Below are 15,648 nucleotides of genomic sequence, written 5' to 3'. Positions count from 1 at the left end.
CTTATGGTTAGTCGTATTTCAAGCTTCCATAACTATCAGGCTGTCCAGAATGATATTCGGCGGCAAGAAGCCAAGGTTTATCATAATCAGGCTCAATTGGCATCCGGTAAAAAGCTGATGTCTCCCAGTGATAATCCACTGGCAACGCATTACATTCAGAATGTGGGCCAGCAAGAAGAGCAGCTGCGCCAATACCTCGACTCCATTGTTCTGGTGCGTAACCGACTTGGACATCAAGAAGTCATTATCTCCAATGCGGAAGATTATGCCGATGAGGCAAAGCGAACGGTCATGGAGATGATCAATGGTTCTTTATCACCAGAAGATCGTCAGGCGAAAGAGCGAGAGTTGGAAGAGCTGTCTGATAACTTTTTGAATCTGGCGAATGTACAGGATGAACTGGGAAATTACATTTTTTCCGGGACTAAACCGAATAAGCAGCCCTTCTTTCGAGATAAAGAAGGCAATGTGACTTACGCCGGTGATGATTATCAACGCAAGATGAAAATCTCCAATAGTCTGGAAATGCCGTTCAACAATCCCGGCAGCAAAGTATTTATGCAAATCGATAATCCTTTTGGTGACTATGAACCTGATTATCGGTTGCAGGAAGGCTCCGAGTTATTACTGGAAAAAGCCACCAATACCGATCCTCAAGATCAATCAATGACCCGTCCTAACTAAGGTTGACACTTTTCCAGCCACAAATTGGAGAATGTCATGAAATCAATAGGTAAACGTACACAGCAAGATTATTCCCTTGCCTTTAAATTGGCGGTTGTTGAGCAAGTTGAAAAAGGTGAAATGACTTATCAACAGGCTCAAGAGCGGTATGGTATTCAAGGTCGCTCGACTGTTTTAGTTTGGCTTCGTAAGCATGGTCAACTAGATTGGTCTTTAGGCGCCTCTGAATTAAAGGGAAAAGGTATCGCTATGTCTCAGTCATCTTCCCCACAAACACCTGAACAACGCATTAAAGAGCTTGAACAACAATTAGAAGAAACTCAGCTAAAAGCCGATTTTTTCGAGGCTGTTGTAAAAGTCATGGACAGAGACTTCGGAGTCCGTCTTTCAAAAAAGCGCAAAGCCGAATTATTGAGGAAAAAACGCTTTCAAAGTTAACCGTGACAAAAGCTTGCTTGTTTATCGGGATTTCACGCCAAGCATACTACAAGCGCTGCGAAGCAGAAAAAGAACGAGTCTCCCATGAGACTCATGTGCTCATTGCTGTGAAGAAAGAGCGTCTGGTACAACCTAGAATAGGTGTCAGAAAACTAAAATATATTTTGTCACAAAAGTGTTTAATCATCGGCCGAGACCACTTGTTTGCTCTTCTTAAAGCGAACCAACTTCTTGTTCCAACAAGGCAAGCATACCATCGCACGACGAACAGCCATCATCGATTTCATTGTCACCCTAACATCATAAAATCGGGTTATGCGCCTGAGCGTCCCGAGCAGTTGTGGGTTGCAGATATTACTTATCTACCGACTCGTGAGGGAGAAACTTATCTCAGTTTAGTCACGGATGCTTACTCTCGGAAAATCGTTGGTTATCACGTTGATGACAACATGAAAACTCAATCCGTTAAGCAAGCGTTTATTCATGCGCTTAAAAGTAGAAGAACTCACCAACCACTCATTCATCACTCAGATAGAGGGTTACAGTATTGTTCGGCAGAGTATCAAACGCTTCACCAACAGAATGGCGTCAGTTGCTCAATGACAGATGGGTATGATTGTTACCAGAATGCGTTGGCAGAACGAGTCAATGGAATACTCAAAAATGAATATCTTCTTAACAAGCCTGCGAATTTAGAAGAAGCACGAAAGATGGTTGCAGAGTCGGTAAAAATCTATAATCAATATAGGCCACACACAGCTTTAAAATACAAAACGCCCGATGAAGTACATCGAGCGTTTTACTAAAATGTGTCAACCCATATCAGGACGGGTCACAAAATATACGGTTACTTTTGTTGATATGGGTAATGGCAAATATGGCTATCAGTTAGAACAAGATGGTAGTGCTGTTCAAGCCGGAGAATTTGACCCCAAGACCGGTATCAATTACGAAGGGGTCAATATTGAACTGAAAGGTCAGATTTCACCGGGAGATGTTATCGAGCTGTCTCCCAGAAAGACATTCAATATTTTTGATAGCTTCAAAAAGGCAATGGAATACTCACGTGATTCCGTTGCCGATGGATCAGCGACCGCTAAGCTCCATCAAGTGACAAGAGAGTTTCACGCGGCCTTTATCCACCTGACAAAAGTGAGAACGGATATTGGTGCGCGACTGAATACATTGGATATTCAGGAACAAGAACATGAAGACTTCAAACTGACATTGGCAAAATCCAAAAGTAGTTTTGAAGATCTTGATTATGCAGATGCCGTGATCGATTTTAATGAAAATACTCGTGCACTTCAGGCATCTCAACAGGCTTTCAGCAAAACGAAGGATTTAACACTGTTCAACTATATCTAACTTTCACTTGCCTTATGTGCCATGCCATAAGTCGCGAAAGGAGTTGTGTTGAATATTGTTTTTCGTTGAGACGAGCACTCGGATGAGGCGCGAGTTAAGAAAGCCAAGGTTTTGTCTGTTGCGGATGTCGATATCGTTATTGCTGAGGCAATCGGGCGGCAACGAAGCGGCAAAGCGGAAATAAAACAGGATTGCAGAGCAAACTAAATCCATCTTTATGTGGCTTAAGGTTGTTTTAACCTGTTGATTTGATTCAATAAAAAAAATTATTTTAAAGTTGGCACAGTAATTGAATTAAATCTATCAGAGCGCAAGTTATCGGTTTGGAACCGGCAATGTTGCAGATGTGGCAAGTTATTTACGGTCAGTGCTTCCAAATAAGAGTTAAAGCTGACCGCTTCGCAGAAAGCTTGCGGACTCAATAGGAGAGCAAACTATGACCATCACAGTCAATACCAATGTGTCAGCGATGACCGCTCAGCGTTACCTGAATAAGGCAACGGGTGAGTTAAACACCTCAATGGAGCGCTTGTCTTCGGGAAACCGGATTAACAGTGCGAAAGATGATGCGGCAGGTCTTCAGATCTCGAACCGGTTGACTGCTCAGTCCCGAGGGTTGGATGTCGCGATGCGAAATGCCAATGACGGTATTTCGATTGCACAGACTGCTGAAGGGGCAATGAATGAGTCAACCAGTATATTGCAACGGATGCGAGATCTGGCACTCCAGTCCGCAAACGGGACGAACTCCTCATCTGAGCGCAAGGCGCTGAATGAAGAGTATACAGCCCTTCAGGATGAATTGAACCGAATCGCAGAAACAACCTCATTCGGGGGTCGGAAACTGTTGAACGGTACGTTTGGTGAGTCTGCTTTCCAAATCGGTGCCAGCTCCGGTGAAGCGATCATTGTCGGTCTCACCAGCATTCGTGCTGATGATTTCCGGATGGGCGGTCAGACATTTGTATCCGAACAGGGAAAAGACATGAGTTGGGGTGTTCCTGCGAATGCCCGGGATCTGAAGTTAGAGTTTACCAAGAAAAATGGTGAACAGGTTTCAGTGGATGTCATGGCAAAATCCGGTGATGACATCGAAGAGTTGGCAACTTATATCAATGGGCAAGTCGACGATGTTACCGCTTCTGTGGATGATGACGGACACCTTCAGCTCTTTATGGCGGAATCTAATCTTCAAGGTAACCTCTCTATTTCTGGCGGGTTAGCAACAGAGTTGGGTTTGGATGGCGGACCTGGACAGAATACGACGGTTCAAACCACTGATATTATGAATGTTGGTAATTCACAGAACTCGGTCGGTGTACTTGATGCTGCGCTTCAGTATGTTGACTCGCAACGTGCAGATTTAGGGGCCAAACAGAATCGTTTAAGCCACAGTATCAATAACTTGTCGAACATACAGGAAAATGTTGAAGCGTCGAAGAGCCGGATTAAAGATACCGACTTTGCGAGAGAAACGACGCAGATGACAAAAGCTCAAATATTGCAACAGGCAGGTACTTCAATACTTGCTCAGGCAAAACAGTTACCAAACTCTGCAATGTCACTATTGCAGTAGTAATCGAGCTTTATCATTCAGCTCAGACGTGGGTATGTGATAAAGCTTGTTTGGTAAAGTGTGATTTGTGGATGGTATAAAGCTCTCTCAAGTTTAACACCTGCTTTATATTCATTCCTCATCATGCGCCCGGTTAGTCATGAGTGTTCATTTCTCTTGATCTCCACATGATTGACTTACCACCAATAGCCCCGGTTCTCTCAAAGATAAGGGGCTTTTTCTTTTCCCGTCATATCAATTCGTTATCCCCGAATAAGAAGACTTCAAACGCGATAATTCCGGCCTCTCGGCACCAAGAGGAAAAACTTGAGTCTTTTCTGAGTTTTATATGAGATTTGTGTTACCTCTCTCACTTTTCCCCCTCGCCGATCCCTTCATGACGAAAATTGCCCCTTTTTTCTAAAGGAAATTCATTCTGAGTCGCTAAAAGGTCGAACTTTGAGAGAACTATAGTTTTCCGAGACGTCGGAAAACAGTCAAGAATTTCCGCGACGTCGGAAAATCAATAGGAGAAACCACTATGGCGGTTAATGTTAACACGAACGTTTCTGCGATGACGGCACAGCGCTACCTTAACAGTGCAACGAAGTCGATGAACTCATCAATGGAACGCTTATCCTCAGGATATCGAATCAACAGTGCTAAGGATGATTCGGCTGGCCTTCAAATCTCAAATCGTTTGAGTGTTCAAAGCCGAGGATTGGGTGTTGCTGTTCGTAACGCAAATGACGGTATTTCAATTGCTCAGACTGCGGAAGGGGCAATGAATGAAACAACCAGTATTCTGCAACGGATGAGAGACTTGTCTCTTCAATCTTCGAATGGTTCTAACTCGAAATCGGATCGTGTTGCGATTCAGGAAGAAATTACAGCATTGAATGATGAATTAAACCGTGTTGCGGAAACAACATCATTCGGCGGTAATAAGCTTCTCAATGGTACTTTCGATACCAAATCTTTCCAGATTGGTGCTGATAGCGGCGAAGCTGTCATGCTCCACCTGAAAGATATGCGTAGCGATAATAGCATGATGGGCGGTATGTCTTATATTGCTGAGAATGGTAAGGGAAAAGACTGGCAAGTTCAAAATGGTGCCAACGATCTGACCATTACAGTCAATGATAAGTTAAATGGCGAGCAAACCATCAATATCAATGCGAAAGCAGGTGATGACATTGAAGAGCTGGCAACCTATATCAATGGTCAGACTGATATGGTGAAGGCATCTGTTGATGATGAAGGTAAACTGCAATTATTCTCGGATAGTAGTAAAGTGGATGGTCCAGTGAACTTTGGTGGTAGCCTTGCCGGTGAACTCGGTATCGGTGAAGGGAAAGCAACAACAGTCAGTAATATTGATGTGACTTCCGTTGGCGGTGCGCAACAGTCGGTTGCTGTCGTGGATGCTGCACTAAAGTATGTCGATAGTCATCGTGCTGAACTGGGTGCATTCCAAAACCGTTTCGGACATGCGATCAGCAACTTGGATAACATCAATGAAAATGTGAATGCTTCGAAGAGCCGGATCAAAGATACCGACTTTGCGAAAGAAACCACCGCATTGACGAAATCCCAAATCCTTTCTCAGGCATCAAGCTCTGTTTTGGCGCAAGCGAAACAAGCCCCAAGTGCTGCATTAGGATTACTTGGATAACCAGTTCGTTTATCCTTACGATAAAAATCCAGCTACGGCTGGATTTTTTTATGGCAGGTAAACAGAAAAAATAGGTTCTGAATCGATAGCATTCGATACATCATCAAGCATAATTTGTGTGGTTCAGATAAAAGAAAACCCAGACAGTTGTCTGGGTCAGAATCATGGTGCGGAAGGAGAGACTTGAACTCTCACACCTTGCGGCGCCAGAACCTAAATCTGGTGCGTCTACCAATTTCGCCACTTCCGCATTATATTTTGTTGAGCTTTCGCTCCGACTTTCAACATTGTATGTAAAGCAACATTATGCTCAAAGTCATTTGATATGGCAGGTCTACCTGGATTCGAACCAGGGAATGACGGGATCAAAACCCGTTGCCTTACCACTTGGCTATAGACCTGTAACATTCTTTTGCTTGGTGCGGAGGGAGGGACTTGAACCCTCACGTCCTAACGGACACTAGCACCTGAAGCTAGCGCGTCTACCAATTCCGCCACCACCGCATAAGAGTAGCAAAAGAATTCAATATGGTGGCTACGACGGGATTTGAACCTGTGACCCCATCATTATGAGTGATGTGCTCTAACCAGCTGAGCTACGTAGCCATAATCAGTTATCTGTTTGATAACAAATTCGTGGTGCGGAAGGAGAGACTTGAACTCTCACACCTTGCGGCGCCAGAACCTAAATCTGGTGCGTCTACCAATTTCGCCACTTCCGCATTGTTTATTGTTGAGCTTTCGCTCTGACTTTCAGTATCGTATATAAAGCAACACCATACTCAAAGTCATTTGATGTGGCAGGTCTACCTGGATTCGAACCAGGGGATGACGGGATCAAAACCCGTTGCCTTACCGCTTGGCTATAGACCTGTTGTCATAACTTCGTATCAAGAAGCTATCTTAAATATGGTGCGGAAGGAGAGACTTGAACTCTCACACCTTGCGGCGCCAGAACCTAAATCTGGTGCGTCTACCAATTTCGCCACTTCCGCATTGTACTTTGTTGAGCTTTCGCTCTGACTTTCAACATTGTATGTAAAGTCACATTATGCTCAAAGTCATTTGATATGGCAGGTCTACCTGGATTCGAACCAGGGAATGACGGGATCAAAACCCGTTGCCTTACCACTTGGCTATAGACCTGTAACATTCTTTTGCTTGGTGCGGAGGGAGGGACTTGAACCCTCACGTCCTAACGGACACTAGCACCTGAAGCTAGCGCGTCTACCAATTCCGCCACCACCGCATAAGAGTAGCAAAAGAATTCAATATGGTGGCTACGACGGGATTCGAACCTGTGACCCCATCATTATGAGTGATGTGCTCTAACCAGCTGAGCTACGTAGCCTCATTTTAGAGCGAGACAATATAATCAATCCCGCTGTTTGTTTCAATCTCTTTTTCCCAGATTGAGACAAATAAAATATGGCAGGTCTACCTGGATTCGAACCAGGGGATGACGGGATCAAAACCCGTTGCCTTACCGCTTGGCTATAGACCTGTTGTCATAACTTTGTATCAAAAAGTTATCTTAAATATGGTGCGGAAGGAGAGACTTGAACTCTCACACCTTGCGGCGCCAGAACCTAAATCTGGTGCGTCTACCAATTTCGCCACTTCCGCATATCTTTCCTAAAAACTTTTCATATTAAAAAGTACTTAGGAAATGGTGGCTACGACGGGATTCGAACCTGTGACCCCATCATTATGAGTGATGTGCTCTAACCAACTGAGCTACGTAGCCACAAACCCCAGTACAGGAAAGCCATAATCCTGCGAACGGAGCGCATTATGCGGATATGGCTTGAGAGCGTCAATAGTTTTTTTGAATAAATCGATGAAAATCAACTGTTCGTTTTTTTTTTAGTCAAACCGCGCTGTTTATAGACAAAATAACTCGCAAATCAATTGGCTGAGAGTTGTAAAGAGCGATGCCAGATTGATATTTCAGAGGAAGAGATGATGAGGGATTAAGCATAAGGCCCTCTGTTGAGGGCCTTATGTTCAGAGAATATTTGTAATCGGGTTAGACGTTGAAACGGAAATGAATCACATCGCCATCTTTGACAATATAATCTTTTCCTTCCAGACGCCATTTACCCGCTTCTTTCGCGCCACTTTCACCGTTGTACTGAATGAAATCATCATAACCAACGACTTCCGCGCGGATGAAACCACGTTCGAAGTCCGTATGAATTTTCCCGGCAGCTTGTGGGGCTGTTGAGCCAATAGGAATTGTCCAGGCTCTGACTTCTTTCACACCCGCGGTGAAATAGGTATGCAGTTCGAGGAGTTCATAGCCTGAACGAATTACACGGTTCAATCCGGGTTCTTCAATGCCCAAATCGGCAAGGAACTCATCTCGCTCTTCATCATCCAATTCAGAGAGTTCTGACTCAATGGCGGCACATACAGCGACAACAACATTATTTTCTTGGGCGGCAAATTCTCGAACCGCGTCCAGATAAGGGTTGTTTTCAAAACCGTCTTCATTGACGTTTGCGATATACATCGTTGGCTTGAGAGTGAGGAAATTGAGGTAACCAATAGCCGCTAATTCTTCTTTTGCCAGTGTTACACTGCGAGCCATTCCGCCTTCGGTGAGTACCGGGAGAAGTTTTTCCAGCACGGAAATTTCAAATTTTGCCGCTTTATCACCACCTTTAGCGCGTTTGGCTTGGCGTTGAATTGCTCGTTCACAAGTGTCTAAATCGGCCAAAGCCAATTCTAAATTAATGACTTCAATATCTTCGAGCGGAGACACTTTGCCAGAGACGTGCACAATGTTTTCGTTTTCGAAACAACGAACAACATGACCAATTGCGTCCGTTTCACGAATATTTGCCAAGAACTTGTTGCCCAGCCCTTCACCTTTCGATGCTCCGGCAACTAAACCGGCAATATCGACGAACTCCATGGTTGTCGGCAATACCCGTTGAGGGTTTACAATTTTAGCAAGCGCATCAAGACGCAAATCCGGAACAGGAACAATGCCTGTATTCGGTTCGATCGTACAAAACGGAAAATTTGCCGCTTCAATTCCTGCTTTGGTTAAAGCGTTAAAAAGTGTTGATTTGCCAACGTTTGGTAAACCAACAATGCCACATTTAAACCCCATGACTATAACCTTATTCAGCTTTGAATGTGTGTAAACGATTTTGTGCTTTCGTAAGACCTTCTTTGAGCAGTATGTCCAAACAGCGGACAGACTCGTCTACAGCGGCATCGAGGCATTCCTGTTCTTTTTCAGGCGCCTTACCTAACACATAACCTGTAACTTTATCTTTATGTCCCGGGTGACCAATGCCAATCCGAAGACGGTAGAATTCTCTATTATTACCCAGTTTATTGATGGTATCTTTTAAGCCGTTATGACCGCCATGACTGCCGCCTTGTTTAAATTTAGCAACACCGGGCGGTAAGTCGAGCTCATCGTGAGCGACCATAATCTCTTCCGGCTGGATCTGATAAAACTTCGCCAGAGCCGAGACGGCTTTTCCGGACAAGTTCATATACGTTGTCGGAATCAATAAACGTAAATCCTGACCTTGAATGGTGATTCGACCAGTCAGGCCAAAAAATTTAGGCTCATTTTTTAACACTGTATGGTGAACACGGGCTAGTTCTTCAATGACCCATGCTCCTGCGTTATGCCTTGTTCTTGCGTACTCTGGGCCTGGATTGGCTAGCCCAACAAGTAGTTTTATGGGTTGACTCACAGTCAGGCTCTCCTGATGTCTACAATGAAAAGCGCGGTATGATAGCACAGAATTTTTTATCCCCAAACTTCCTGGAAACGCCATCAGTTGTGATGATTTGTGTTGCAGCCGGTTTTTAGGAAATCAAAGCGAACGGCAAACTTTGGGAAATAAAAAAGCATCTCCGGAGAGATGCTTTTTACAACAGAAATGAACGATTAATTGAACATCGCTGAGATTGACTCTTCGTTACTGATGCGGCGAATTGCTTCGGCAAGCATTGTTGAAAGGGTCAACTGAGTCACACGGCCTGTTGCCTGCATTTCTTTCGAAAGCGTAATGGAATCAGTGATAATGACCTGATCAAGAACGGAGTTCTTAATATTCTTCGCTGCATTGCCTGAGAATACTGCGTGAGTCGCGTAAGCAAAAACACGTTTTGCGCCACGTGCTTTTAAAGCTTCAGCAGCTTTACATAGTGTGCCACCGGTATCGATCATGTCATCAACAATGACACAGTCACGGCCTTCAACATCACCAATGAGGTTCATCACTTCAGAAACGTTAGCGCGGGGACGACGTTTATCAACAATCGCAATATCGATATCCCCGAGTGCTTTCGCGGTTGCGCGTGCGCGGACAACGCCACCCAGGTCAGGGGATACGACGACTGGGTCTTCCAGACTTCTTGCTTTCATATCTTCAAGTAAGACGGGTGTTCCAAAGATATTATCAACAGGAACATCGAAGAAACCTTGAATTTGTTCAGCATGTAAATCGATCGTCAGTACGCGGTCAACACCAACGTTCGAAAGAAAGTCAGCGACGACTTTCGCAGTAATTGGTACACGGGCAGAACGGACACGGCGGTCTTGGCGAGCATATCCAAAATAAGGGATAACAGCGGTAATACGGCCTGCTGAAGCACGGCGCATCGCATCAATCATCACCACGAGTTCCATCAGGTTGTCGTTGGTTGGTGCACAGGTTGATTGGATGAGAAATACGTCGCTTCCTCGTACATTCTCATTGATTTGTACTGCAACTTCACCGTCTGAAAAACGGGAAACAGCAGCATCTCCAAGAGAAATATACAAGCGATCAGCAATACGTTGGGCTAGTTCAGGGGTAGCGTTACCGGCAAATAGCTTCATATCAGGCACGGTGGAAACCTCAGGGTTGCGTCCAGTATTTAAATAGGTTGGGTGTGGGCCGATTGATCATACTCTTGTCATGATGTCTAACAGACAGATGCGTCATTTTCCATCTTAACAATTGTTGTCTTCACAACGGTGAGTATAGCCTGTCAAAGTTTCTTTCAGCGGCGAAATATTACATCCTTTTGCTACAAAAGCAGAAACTCCATCCGGCAAACGGGAAAGAACATGTTGTGCTTCATTTTTGTTCGGAAATTCAGCAAAAACACATGACCCAGTCCCGGTCAATCTCGACGGCGCGTATTGTAGCAGCCATGAAAGTTGCTTATCAACCTCTGGGTAGAGCTTTCGGACAATTTTTTCGCAATCGTTTTCGTACGGCGCTTGTAAAAGCGTTGCCAGATCTCGCTTGAGCGTGTTTCTAGTTAATTTGGGATGCGAAAAAATGGCAGCGGTTGAAATACTGACATCGGGTCTGACAACGAGGTACCATTTTTCTTGGGGTGTGACGAATGTCAGCTTCTCTCCGACCCCCTCTGCGTATGCCGCATGGCCTTCAACGAAAACGGGGACATCAGCACCGAGTTGCAATCCGATTTCAGCCAGTTGATGTTGGGATAATCCGCATTGCCAGAGATGATTAAGTGCGACTAAGGCAGTCGCCGCATTGGATGAGCCTCCGCCGATCCCACCTCCCATCGGTAACACCTTATGTAAGTGAATCTCAGCGCCCAGCGATGTTTGTGTGTCGTGCTGAAGTTTCTGGGCAGCTTTCCAGATTAAATTATCATGTAACGGTACACCGTCAATTTCCGGATAGACCGCGATCTCCCCACTGGTATTGACTCGGATCGTCAGTTCATCGCCGTAATCGAGAAACTGAAAAAGTGTCTGTAACTCATGATAACCATCATCCCGTTGACCGGTTATGTAGAGAAACAAATTCAGTTTGGCTGGTGATGGCCAGACCGTCTGGCCAGTATTGAGTATTTCGGATGTATTCATTGTGTGACTTTCCATTGCGAAATATGGATATTTATTTTGGTTGATCCTTGTTGCAGGGATAAGCGCTCGGGCAGCGGAAGTTGCTGCGCTTTGAAGGTCACGGCTGTATATGTTTTATACTGTACCCGCCATTGTTGATTGGCGAGCTTTTTCTCTAGGTTATCCAGTGTGTTATCGGGCTTGAGAGCATACGTATCCGCAAGGGCGGGACGGCCTAGAATCCATTGACTGAGCGAACTGAGGGGAATATCCAGTCCGGTCAGTTGGTGTAGTAATAATTCCGGTGTCTGCGCTGTATAGTGTTGCCCTTCATAGGTCTCGGCTTCTGCACGTTGCGGATCAATATCCATCTTCAAGACGGTTTGCCCCAAAAATGTGGTTAGACGCAGTTGACTATGATGGTCAGATTTCTTCCATTGAAAATTGAGTGAGCGACGTTCTTGTGGCGATATGTAGCCCAGTTTTCCCGAGATTTGATAAGTGCTGATTTGTTGAAGACGTTGCTGGTGTGATTGCCATTCCACGGGTTGAAGAGGTGTCTGAACACTGCTACAGCCAGCTAAAATGATGATACTCAAAAATACTTGGAGGATACGATAAGTCATAAATACGGCTTTTGTTAGTCGAAAAACGGATGCTTTGAAACCAAAATACTATAACATTGATATCACGAAGTTATAAAAACAAATCCGTTAAAGTCTTTTCTTCAATAAGGGCATACAGTAAAATTCCTGTCTTACCCCTTAGAAGATGTGATCAGAGTACCTCCAGTCGATGTCCTTACTTGCCATTGGAATAAATCATCAAACAGCGCCTCTGGAACTGCGTGAAAAAGTTGCGTTTGGGCCAGATAAGCTTCCTGAAGCGCTGAGTCAGCTTCGGGAGTATGCGGATGTTAAAGGGAGTGTGATACTTTCGACCTGTAACCGTACAGAAGTGTACTGTGAGATAAAGCCAGCGAGTAAAGGACGTTTGATCGATTGGTTATCTGAGTTTCACCATGTCAATCCGCAAGAGTTAAAATCGAGTATTTATATTCATGAAGAGCAAGCTGCAATCCGCCACTTAATGCGCGTTTGTTGTGGCCTCGATTCTTTAGTTTTAGGCGAGCCTCAAATCCTCGGGCAGGTCAAGCAGGCGTATTCAGAATCGAAGGATCTGGCATCGGTTGATGCCGCGACAGAGAAACTCTTTCAGAAAGCATTCTCTGTTGCCAAAAGAGTCCGGACTGAAACGGATATCGGTGGCAATGCCGTCTCTGTCGCCTATGCGGCTTGTACGCTGGCAAAACATATTTTTGAATCTTTGACCAATGCAACGGTGTTATTAGTCGGTGCCGGCGAAACTATCGAGTTGGTGGCGAAGCATCTGGCAGCCAATGGTTGTCAGAAGATTATCGTGGCGAATCGCACCCGGGAAAGGGCAATGGGATTAGCCGCGCAATTTGATGCGCAGGTGATTCGCTTACAAGAGATTCCGGAACACCTTGCCAAAGCTGATATCGTGATTAGTTCGACAGCCAGTCCTTTGCCGATTATAGGTAAGGGGATGGTGGAAAAAGCGCTTAAAGCCCGGCGTTACCAACCGATGTTACTGGTTGATATTGCGGTGCCGAGAGATGTGGAAGCGGAAGTCAGCGAGATTGGTGATGCTTATCTGTATAGTGTCGACGATTTGCAGTCGATTGTAGACAGCAATATCGAACAGAGAAAGGTCGAAGCGATTCAGGCTGAAGCGATTGTCAGTGAAGAAAGCGCAGCGTTCATGAGCTGGATGCGGTCGTTACAGGCTGTTGATAGTATTCGCGATTACCGTGACAGTGCGAATCATATCCGTGAAGAACTTGTTCATAAAAGTCTTCAGGCGCTCGCGTTAGGGGGCGAGCCAGAAAAAATCCTTCAGGAACTTAGTTATAAGTTAACCAACAAATTAATTCATGCGCCGACTCGTGCATTACAGCAAGCTGCCGAGCAGGGAGAGCCTGCGAAGTTGGCTATAATCAGACAGAGTCTGGGGCTTGATAATCTTTAATTTCGATATTATTTCCGTATAAAGAAGAAACTATGAAAGCGTCAATTTTACAAAAGCTTGAAACGCTCGCTGAGCGCTATGAGGAAGTTCAGCACCTGCTTGGTGATCCTGACATTATTGGGGATCAAAACCGATTCCGTGCGTTATCAAAAGAGTATTCTCAACTTGAAGAAGTGACTCAATGTTTTCAAGCTTATCAGCAGGCGCAAGAAGATTTAGTTGCTGCCGAAGAAATGGCGAAAGAAGATGACGCAGAGATGCAAGAAATGGCTCAGGAAGAGGTTGAAGCCGCACAAGCGTCGATTGAACAATTAACCGATACACTGCAAATATTATTGCTCCCGAAAGACCCGAATGATGAGCGCAATTGTTTCCTTGAAATTCGTGCCGGTGCCGGAGGCGATGAAGCGGGCATTTTTGCGGGTGATTTGTTCCGCATGTATAGCCGTTTTGCTGAAAGAAAAGGGTGGCGTATTGAAGTCATGTCATTCAGTGAAGCTGAGCATGGCGGCTATAAAGAGATGATTGCTAAAGTCAATGGTGACGGCGTTTACGGCACATTAAAATTTGAATCTGGCGGTCATCGGGTTCAGCGAGTTCCGGCAACAGAATCACAAGGAAGGGTTCATACCTCCGCCTGTACGGTTGCCATTATGCCGGAAATACCGGAAGCCGAGTTACCTGAGATTAAAGCCAGTGATCTAAAAATCGATACTTTCCGTTCTTCGGGCGCAGGTGGTCAGCACGTCAACACCACCGACTCTGCCATTCGGATTACCCACTTGCCGACCGGTGTGGTCGTTGAGTGTCAGGATGAACGTTCTCAGCATAAAAACAAAGCCAAAGCGATGTCGGTACTGGCAGCTCGGTTAGCTCAGGCTGAAGAAGCGAAACGGGCGGCTGAAGTCTCAGATACCCGGCGTAACTTACTCGGCAGTGGTGATCGCAGTGACCGCATCCGAACTTATAACTATCCGCAAGGGCGGGTATCTGATCACCGCATCAATCTGACATTGTACCGCCTTTCAGAAGTGATGGACGGAGAATTGGATAGCTTGATTGGTCCGGTGATTCAAGAACATCAGGCCGATCTTTTGGCTGCATTGGCTGAGCAAAGCTAATCGATGATGTCTCTGCCAACCCGAATTGACGAATTAACTCGTTACAGCACTGCCGTGTTATTGGAAAGCGGCAGTCCTTCGCCTGCGATTGATGCCGCGGTATTACTTTGCCACGTCCTTGAGAAACCCCGTTCATATTTGCTGACATGGCCAGAGAAAACGCTGACTGAATCTCAGCTCAGCTGGTTTGCTGAATTATTGAATCGCCGTCAAAGCGGTGAGCCGATTGCCTATATTCTTGGGCAACGGGAATTCTGGTCCTTGCCGTTGCAAGTTTCCTCGGCCACGTTGATTCCACGTCCGGATACCGAATGTTTGGTGATTGTAGCTTTGGAAAAGGCGCGAGAAGTGACAGGGCCTATTCTGGACTTGGGGACCGGCACAGGGGCAATCGCCTTGGCTCTGGCTTCTGAGTTACCTGATATCCGAGTGACCGGGGTTGATATTCAGTCGGAAGCTTGCGAGTTAGCAAAGACAAACGCAGCGCAGTTGGGAATTACCAATGTGCAGTTTCATCAGGGAAATTGGTTCGATGGCATTGATGAAGGTACGAAATTTGCTTTGATCGTTTCAAATCCACCTTATATCGATGCGGACGACCCGCATTTACGATGTGGAGATGTTCGTTTTGAACCGTTGTCGGCCTTAGTTGCAGAAGAGCAGGGGCTGGCGGATATCCGAGCCATTGCAGTCGCGGCAAAGCAATACCTGCAACCTCACGGATGGCTGCTGTTTGAACATGGTTATGAGCAAGCCGAATCAGTCAGAGGATTACTGCAATCTTTGGGGTATCAGTCGATTCACACTGAGCAAGATGATTCTGGAAATGATCGCGTAACAGTCGGTTGCTTTCTGCCATAACGTTATTGATACCATCGCTTTATTTATGCCTAAAAAGTGCCCATAAGAGGAC

11 protein-coding genes, 13 tRNA genes and 2 pseudogenes are annotated in these 15,648 nt (G+C 45.4%); 8 read left to right on the top strand and 18 right to left on the bottom strand.

Annotated features, from left to right (window positions below; translation table 11 throughout):
* Positions 1 to 3: 3 nt before the first annotated feature.
* The 5 genes and pseudogenes from flgL to BSQ33_RS04410 form a co-directional block, all read left to right on the top strand.
* Positions 4 to 675: pseudogene (gene flgL, locus BSQ33_RS04435) on the top strand (flagellar hook-associated protein FlgL); the annotation flags it as partial.
* Positions 676 to 720: 45 nt separating this feature from the next.
* A protein-coding gene (locus tag BSQ33_RS04425; protein ID WP_198298138.1) for an IS3 family transposase occupies positions 721 to 1,928 on the top strand; the annotation gives its coding sequence in 2 pieces (ribosomal slippage) (positions 721 to 1,072 and positions 1,072 to 1,928; 1,209 coding nt in all).
* Positions 1,929 to 1,956: 28 nt separating this feature from the next.
* Positions 1,957 to 2,490: pseudogene (locus BSQ33_RS04420) on the top strand (flagellin); the annotation flags it as partial.
* A 436-nt stretch (positions 2,491 to 2,926) separates the two neighbouring features.
* Positions 2,927 to 4,066 carry a flagellin gene (locus tag BSQ33_RS04415; RefSeq protein WP_088133396.1) on the top strand — a complete coding sequence of 380 codons (1,140 nt, stop codon included), beginning with the start codon at positions 2,927 to 2,929 and terminating at the stop codon, positions 4,064 to 4,066.
* Between the two features lie 520 nt (positions 4,067 to 4,586).
* A complete protein-coding gene (locus tag BSQ33_RS04410; RefSeq protein ID WP_088133395.1) occupies positions 4,587 to 5,720 on the top strand; it encodes a flagellin in 1,134 nt (377 codons plus the stop codon).
* Between the two features lie 165 nt (positions 5,721 to 5,885).
* Here BSQ33_RS04410 and BSQ33_RS04405 read toward each other — a convergent pair.
* From BSQ33_RS04405 to lolB, 18 genes are all read right to left on the bottom strand, one after another.
* Positions 5,886 to 5,970, bottom strand: a tRNA-Leu gene (locus BSQ33_RS04405).
* Positions 5,971 to 6,046: 76 nt separating this feature from the next.
* Positions 6,047 to 6,121 (bottom strand) — tRNA-Gln (locus tag BSQ33_RS04400).
* A gap of 16 nt (positions 6,122 to 6,137) precedes the next feature.
* Positions 6,138 to 6,224: transfer RNA gene (locus BSQ33_RS04395), tRNA-Leu, on the bottom strand.
* A 25-nt stretch (positions 6,225 to 6,249) separates the two neighbouring features.
* Positions 6,250 to 6,326, bottom strand: a tRNA-Met gene (locus BSQ33_RS04390).
* Between the two features lie 31 nt (positions 6,327 to 6,357).
* Positions 6,358 to 6,442: transfer RNA gene (locus BSQ33_RS04385), tRNA-Leu, on the bottom strand.
* Between the two features lie 76 nt (positions 6,443 to 6,518).
* Positions 6,519 to 6,593, bottom strand: a tRNA-Gln gene (locus tag BSQ33_RS04380).
* A gap of 37 nt (positions 6,594 to 6,630) precedes the next feature.
* Positions 6,631 to 6,715, bottom strand: a tRNA-Leu gene (locus BSQ33_RS04375).
* 76 nt (positions 6,716 to 6,791) lie between these two features.
* Positions 6,792 to 6,866: transfer RNA gene (locus tag BSQ33_RS04370), tRNA-Gln, on the bottom strand.
* Between the two features lie 16 nt (positions 6,867 to 6,882).
* Positions 6,883 to 6,969, bottom strand: a tRNA-Leu gene (locus BSQ33_RS04365).
* A 25-nt stretch (positions 6,970 to 6,994) separates the two neighbouring features.
* A tRNA-Met gene (locus BSQ33_RS04360) sits at positions 6,995 to 7,071 on the bottom strand.
* A gap of 78 nt (positions 7,072 to 7,149) precedes the next feature.
* Positions 7,150 to 7,224: transfer RNA gene (locus BSQ33_RS04355), tRNA-Gln, on the bottom strand.
* 37 nt (positions 7,225 to 7,261) lie between these two features.
* Positions 7,262 to 7,346 (bottom strand) — tRNA-Leu (locus BSQ33_RS04350).
* Positions 7,347 to 7,390: 44 nt separating this feature from the next.
* Positions 7,391 to 7,467, bottom strand: a tRNA-Met gene (locus tag BSQ33_RS04345).
* A 282-nt stretch (positions 7,468 to 7,749) separates the two neighbouring features.
* On the bottom strand, positions 7,750 to 8,841 hold the full coding sequence (ychF, locus tag BSQ33_RS04340; protein WP_072956485.1) for a redox-regulated ATPase YchF: 1,092 nt from the start codon (positions 8,839 to 8,841) through the stop codon (positions 7,750 to 7,752).
* Positions 8,842 to 8,851: 10 nt separating this feature from the next.
* Entirely contained in the window at positions 8,852 to 9,442 is a 591-nt protein-coding gene (pth, locus tag BSQ33_RS04335; RefSeq protein WP_088133394.1) for an aminoacyl-tRNA hydrolase, read from the bottom strand.
* Positions 9,443 to 9,639: 197 nt separating this feature from the next.
* Positions 9,640 to 10,584, bottom strand: coding sequence for a ribose-phosphate pyrophosphokinase (locus BSQ33_RS04330; protein WP_088133393.1), 945 nt, complete (start codon positions 10,582 to 10,584; stop codon positions 9,640 to 9,642).
* Positions 10,585 to 10,689: 105 nt separating this feature from the next.
* Complete coding sequence (gene ispE, locus BSQ33_RS04325; protein WP_420070620.1) at positions 10,690 to 11,598, bottom strand: 4-(cytidine 5'-diphospho)-2-C-methyl-D-erythritol kinase; 909 nt, start codon at positions 11,596 to 11,598, stop codon at positions 10,690 to 10,692.
* Positions 11,580 to 12,188 carry a lipoprotein insertase outer membrane protein LolB gene (lolB, locus tag BSQ33_RS04320; RefSeq protein ID WP_088133391.1) on the bottom strand — a complete coding sequence of 203 codons (609 nt, stop codon included), beginning with the start codon at positions 12,186 to 12,188 and terminating at the stop codon, positions 11,580 to 11,582. The genes ispE and lolB overlap by 19 nt, the downstream gene beginning before the upstream one ends.
* 169 nt (positions 12,189 to 12,357) lie before the next feature.
* On the opposite strand from lolB, the gene hemA reads away from it, so the two are divergent.
* The 3 genes from hemA to prmC are packed head-to-tail and all read left to right on the top strand — an operon-like array spanning position 12,358 to position 15,596.
* Complete coding sequence (gene hemA / locus BSQ33_RS04315) at positions 12,358 to 13,614, top strand: glutamyl-tRNA reductase (RefSeq protein ID WP_088133390.1); 1,257 nt, start codon at positions 12,358 to 12,360, stop codon at positions 13,612 to 13,614.
* A gap of 32 nt (positions 13,615 to 13,646) precedes the next feature.
* Positions 13,647 to 14,735, top strand: a complete 1,089-nt coding sequence (gene prfA, locus BSQ33_RS04310) for a peptide chain release factor 1 (RefSeq protein WP_088133389.1) — start codon at positions 13,647 to 13,649, stop codon at positions 14,733 to 14,735.
* 6 nt (positions 14,736 to 14,741) lie between these two features.
* The gene (prmC, locus tag BSQ33_RS04305; RefSeq protein ID WP_088134528.1) at positions 14,742 to 15,596 is read left to right on the top strand and encodes a peptide chain release factor N(5)-glutamine methyltransferase; all 855 of its coding nucleotides are present in this window, start codon (positions 14,742 to 14,744) and stop codon (positions 15,594 to 15,596) included.
* Positions 15,597 to 15,648 lie beyond the last annotated feature (52 nt).

It is taken from the genome of Vibrio gazogenes (assembly GCF_002196515.1).
GTDB classification, from domain to species: Bacteria; Pseudomonadota; Gammaproteobacteria; order Enterobacterales; family Vibrionaceae; genus Vibrio; species Vibrio gazogenes_A.
The sequence above is the reverse complement of the archived record's forward strand: the minus strand, read 5'-3'. Positions and strand labels throughout refer to the sequence as shown.

Bases quoted from the DNA above. Each gene is read 5' to 3' on its own strand.
- ispE (WP_420070620.1), bottom strand. From the start codon at position 11,598: ATGGAAAGTCACACAATGAATACATCCGAAATACTCAATACTGGCCAG.
- ychF (WP_072956485.1), bottom strand. From the start codon at position 8,841: ATGGGGTTTAAATGTGGCATTGTTGGTTTACCAAACGTTGGCAAATCA.
- BSQ33_RS04410 (WP_088133395.1), top strand. From the start codon at position 4,587: ATGGCGGTTAATGTTAACACGAACGTTTCTGCGATGACGGCACAGCGC.
- lolB (WP_088133391.1), bottom strand. From the start codon at position 12,188: ATGACTTATCGTATCCTCCAAGTATTTTTGAGTATCATCATTTTAGCT.
- BSQ33_RS04415 (WP_088133396.1), top strand. From the start codon at position 2,927: ATGACCATCACAGTCAATACCAATGTGTCAGCGATGACCGCTCAGCGT.
- hemA (WP_088133390.1), top strand. From the start codon at position 12,358: ATGTCCTTACTTGCCATTGGAATAAATCATCAAACAGCGCCTCTGGAA.
- prfA (WP_088133389.1), top strand. From the start codon at position 13,647: ATGAAAGCGTCAATTTTACAAAAGCTTGAAACGCTCGCTGAGCGCTAT.
- prmC (WP_088134528.1), top strand. From the start codon at position 14,742: ATGTCTCTGCCAACCCGAATTGACGAATTAACTCGTTACAGCACTGCC.